We start from the raw sequence: 4,330 nt of genomic DNA, 5'->3' as shown, positions 1-4,330 counted from the left end.
AATAACCGTTGCCCCGGGTTTGGGTCTTGGACGACCCCCCCCAGGGGGCCGGGGGCTGCCCCGGCTTGGGGGAGGGGGGGGGTGGGGGCAGGCTCCGCGCAGCGGCACCGGGCCGCAGCGCAGCGCGCGGGCTGTGGGGAGGCGTGGGGGCGGCAGCCCTCACAGAGCCCCTTCCCCTCCCCGGGAGGGGCTGGGGCGTCAGCCCTCAAGGGGTCCGGGGCTTGCCCCGGTTTCGGGAAGGGGCGGGGTGGGGGCCGCGCAGCGGTCAGTCCGACAGCACCCGCCGCTCCAGCTCCGGCGACAGACCCACCCGCGGACGGTCCGCACGATGCGGCGCCGTGCCGCCCACGGACGCGAGCCACGTCCACGTGTCGCGGACCGTGTCCGCGACCGGCCGGCACCGCAGGCCCGCCGCCGTCGCCCGGCCCACGCCCACGCCGTGCACCGCCCCGTACGCCTCCTGCGTCGGAGGGATCCAGACGGGCAGGTCCGTCCATGGTTCGATGCCCGCCGCGAGGATCGTCTCCGGGTCCGTCCACCGCAGCCGTGCCGTCGACCCCGTCACCGTGACGCAGGTGTCGAGGAGTTCGCCCATCGTCGTGTGGCCCGGTTCGCTCGTCAGGTTGTACGGTCCCCGACGTCCGGCGGCCGCCGCGTCGAGCGTCCATTCGGCGAGGTCGCGGACGTCGATGTACTGGAGCGGGGTCTCCCGCGGCCCGGGCGCGAGCACGTCGCCGCCGCGTGCGATGCGGCCGAGCCACCAGGGGAGCCGGCCGATGTTCTCCCACGGCCCGAGGATCAGCCCGCAGCGCACCAGCAGCGAGTCCTCGTCGCCGAAGGCGTCGAGGACCGCCAGTTCGCCGCCCCGCTTGGCCTCGGCGTACGGCACGTCGACGGCGTCGGGGGAGCTGTCGACCAGGGGCGCCGTCTCGTCGTACCCGGCCGGCTGGGGCCAGACGTACACCGAGCAGCTGGAGATGTAGACGTAGCGCCCCACGCGCCCGGCGAGCAGTCGGGCCGTGCGGCGGACCGCCGCCGGTGAGCTCGACCAGGTGTCGACGACGGCGTCCCATGTGCCGTGGGCGAGCGCGTCGAGGTCGCCGAGCCGGTCGCCCAGGAGTACGGCCGCGCCCTTCGGCGCCGGATGCCTGCCTCGGTGGAAGACGGTGACGTCCCATCCGCGGGCCGGCGCCGCCTCCGTGACCGCACGCCCCGCGAACTCCGTACCGCCCAGAATCAGAAGCCTCATGATCACGACTGTGCCTCGGGAGGCCCCGCGGAGGACAGCGGTTCTGCTGCGGGAAGAACACGTTCGTACCCGCGGTCACTCTCCCGGACCCGCCGCCGTGGTGGCAGCATGTCGGACGATGACGGACACCCGGTCGCCGATGCGCGCCCTGCGGGCCGCGCTCTTCGCGGCGGTGGCCGTCGTTCTCGCCGCCATGGGGCATTCGTCCCTGTCTGCGCACGACATCCCGCCGTCCGCGCTGCTGGTCGCACTGGGTGTGACCGCGGCCGCGGGTTGGTTCGCGGCCGGACGCCGCCGCGGGACCCGTGCCATCGGCGCCGGTCTGCTCGCCGTACAGGGCGCCCTGCACCTGATCTTCGCGGACACCGGACGGCCGGCCGGGCACCACCACGGGCATCAGGCGGAGACGGCCATGGGCCTCGCCGACGGGGCGGGCATGCTCGCCGTGCACCTGGTCGCGGCCGCCGGCTGTGCGCTCTGGCTCGCCCACGGTGAGGCCGCGTTCTTCCGGCTCGCGGGCGCCGTGTTCGCGTTCGCCTTCACCCCGCTGCGACTGCTCCTCGGCGTCGTACGGATTCCGGAACCACCGCGTCCCGTCGTTCGCCCGGCCGTCCGCGCCCGTCACCACGGTGTCGTCCTGGCGCACACCGTCGTCCGCCGCGGCCCGCCGACGCCGGCCGTCCCCCGCGCCACGGCCCCCTGAGCCGCTGTCCGACCTGGGGGCCGCTTCCCCATGTCGACATCGAATCCTTAGGACCGCCATGTCTGTTGACGCCCCCGACCAGGGCGCAGAACCTCAGGCCGGCACCGGCCGGACCGAATCCACCTCCACCTGGGGCGCGCTGCGACCGCTCGTGCTCCGGCTCCACTTCTACGCGGGGCTGCTGATCGCCCCGCTGCTTCTCGTCGCCGCTGTCAGCGGCCTGCTGTACTCCCTGTCCTTCCAGGCGGAGAAGTTCGTCTACCGCGACGAGCTCACCGCTCCCGTCTCGGGCCCGTACCTGCCGCTCGGCACCCAGCTCGACGCGGCCCGCGAGGCCCGTCCCGACGCCACCGTCACCGCCGTGTGGCCCTCGTACGAGGAGGGGGCGACGACCAGGGTGCTGATGGACGCTCCCGGCGTCGCGGAGGGCAGGTCCCTCGCGGTCTTCGTCGACCCGTACACCGCCGACATACGGGGCGAGCTCCCCTCGTACGGCAGTTCCGGCGCGCTCCCGCTCCGGACGTGGCTCGACGAACTCCACCGCGACCTGCATCTCGGTGATTTCGGCCGCCACTACAGCGAGCTCGCCGCGAGCTGGCTCTGGGTCGTCGCCCTCGGCGGGCTGCTGCTCTGGCTGGGCCGCCGGCGTCGTGCCAAGCGGGCCCTGATCCTGCCCGAGCGGGGCGCGAAGGGGCGCCGCAGGACGCTGTCCTGGCACGGCTCCGTCGGACTGTGGGCCGTGACCGGCCTGGTGCTGCTCTCGGCCACCGGCCTCACCTGGTCCCGTTACGCGGGCGAGAACATCGGCGCACTGCAGGACCGGCTGGGCGGTGCCACTCCAACCGTCTCGGCCGTGATCGGCGAGGGCGGGGCGGCCGGCGGCGACGGGCACGAGGGCCACGGCGCCGGCGGACACGGATCGCAGCACCAGGGCGCGGACGTCGGCATCGACGACGCCGTGGCCGCCGCCCGCGAGGCCGGCGTCGACGGCCAGGTCGCCGTGACCCTGCCGGCCGACGGCACCGGCTATGTCGTCAAGGAGACCGACACCCAGTACCCGGTCCACCTCGACTCGGTGGCGATCGACCCGGCCGACGGCCGTGTCATCGACGAACTGCGCTTCGACGACTACCCGTTGCTCGCCAAACTGACCCGCTTCGGCATCGACGGCCACATGGGCGTGCTCTTCGGCCTGGCCAACCAACTCGTACTGGCCGCACTGATGGGCGCCCTCATCCTGCTCATCGTGTGGGGCTACCGCATGTGGTGGCTGCGCCGGCCCACGAAGGAACGCGCGCTGGGCGCGGGCCGGCCGGCGCCGCGCGGAGCGTGGCGGAAGCTGCCGGTGACCGTGCTGCTGCCGCTGGCCGCGGCGACGGCCGTAGTGGGCTGGTTCGTGCCGATGCTCGGCATCAGCCTGCTGGTGTTCCTGGCCGTCGACATCGCACTGGGAGCCGCCGCGAGGAACCGGGCACGCACCGGGGACTAGGGAGCGTACTTGTAGCCGACCCGCCGCACGGTCTGGATCGTGCGGCGGTGTTCGGCGCCCAGCTTGCGCCGCAGCCGCGCCACATGGACGTCGACGGTGCGGCCGTCGCCCACGTGCCCGTAGCCCCACACCGTGGTGACCAGCTGGTCACGGGTGTGCACCCGCTGCGGATGCGCCACCAGATGGGCCAGCAGCTCGAACTCGAGGTACGTCAGGTCCAGCGCCCGCCCGTCCACATGGGCGGTGCGCCGGACCGGGTCGATCAGCACCGGCCCGCCGTCCGTGCCGTTCTGCGGCGTTGCGGTCGGGTGCGGCTGCCCGTCGGCCGGCACGAGCACCAGGTAGCCGATCATCGGGGGCCGTCCCGGCAGCTCGGGCAGGGTGTGCGGCGGGGCGGGCAGCCACGTGGCGCCCGGCGGAAGGAGACCGGCGACATCGACCACCTCGTCGCGGTCGACGGCACGCAGCCGGTGCCGGTCGGAGGGACGCTGGGCGGGCCGGGCGACGGCGGAGAAGGAACGGGTGTTCGCCATGGGAGGTCAGCTCTTTCGCGCGGAGGGAGACGGACGTACGTACGTCGTGCGCGCCGGCCGGGAACCGGGATGACGGCTTCAGAGGGCCTGCGCGCTCACGCGCGGCAACACACCCGGTCGAAGTCGTGATGCTGCCGGGAGGGCCAGAACGGCTCGAGGTCGGTGCGACCTGTCGCGATGCTCCGGTGGATGCTGGCCATGACCCCATTCAAGCAGACGCGAGGCGTCCGCAGCAGGCCCCTCTCACACGTTGATACGCGTTCGCCGTGCGGGTGTTGACCCGAGCGCCCGTACGGCCCGCTGTCCCAGGCCACCAGGCACAGGGAAAGGGGCCCCGCCGGAATCGGCGGGGCCCC

Annotated in this window: 4 protein-coding genes; 2 read left to right on the top strand and 2 right to left on the bottom strand. The window is 73.9% G+C overall.

Going from position 1 to position 4,330, the window contains the following annotated elements:
- Positions 1-265 precede the first annotated feature (265 nt).
- On the bottom strand, positions 266-1,249 hold the full coding sequence (locus ACWGH4_RS32100; RefSeq protein WP_453467071.1) for an NAD-dependent epimerase/dehydratase family protein: 984 nt from the start codon (positions 1,247-1,249) through the stop codon (positions 266-268).
- Between the two features lie 118 nt (positions 1,250-1,367).
- Between ACWGH4_RS32100 and ACWGH4_RS32095 the strand changes: the two genes are divergently transcribed.
- The gene (locus ACWGH4_RS32095; protein WP_453467069.1) at positions 1,368-1,952 is read left to right on the top strand and encodes a hypothetical protein; all 585 of its coding nucleotides are present in this window, start codon (positions 1,368-1,370) and stop codon (positions 1,950-1,952) included.
- 58 nt (positions 1,953-2,010) lie between these two features.
- Positions 2,011-3,441, top strand: a complete 1,431-nt coding sequence (locus ACWGH4_RS32090; protein ID WP_453467067.1) for a PepSY-associated TM helix domain-containing protein — start codon at positions 2,011-2,013, stop codon at positions 3,439-3,441.
- On the opposite strand, the gene ACWGH4_RS32085 is transcribed toward ACWGH4_RS32090, so the two are convergent.
- On the bottom strand, positions 3,438-3,974 hold the full coding sequence (locus tag ACWGH4_RS32085) for a winged helix-turn-helix domain-containing protein (protein WP_453467065.1): 537 nt from the start codon (positions 3,972-3,974) through the stop codon (positions 3,438-3,440). The two genes, ACWGH4_RS32090 and ACWGH4_RS32085, sit on opposite strands and share 4 nt — an antisense overlap.
- Positions 3,975-4,330: the final 356 nt, after the last annotated feature.

It is taken from the genome of Streptomyces sp. NPDC054847 (assembly GCF_053610925.1).
Note: the sequence above shows the minus strand (reverse complement) of the source record. Positions and strands in the feature narration are given on the sequence as shown.

What these genes read in the sequence shown, in the direction of transcription:
- ACWGH4_RS32095 (WP_453467069.1), top strand. Translation starts at nt 1,368, where the DNA reads ATGACGGACACCCGGTCGCCGATGCGCGCCCTGCGGGCCGCGCTCTTC.
- ACWGH4_RS32100 (WP_453467071.1), bottom strand. Translation starts at nt 1,249, where the DNA reads ATGAGGCTTCTGATTCTGGGCGGTACGGAGTTCGCGGGGCGTGCGGTC.
- ACWGH4_RS32090 (WP_453467067.1), top strand. Translation starts at nt 2,011, where the DNA reads ATGTCTGTTGACGCCCCCGACCAGGGCGCAGAACCTCAGGCCGGCACC.
- ACWGH4_RS32085 (WP_453467065.1), bottom strand. Translation starts at nt 3,974, where the DNA reads ATGGCGAACACCCGTTCCTTCTCCGCCGTCGCCCGGCCCGCCCAGCGT.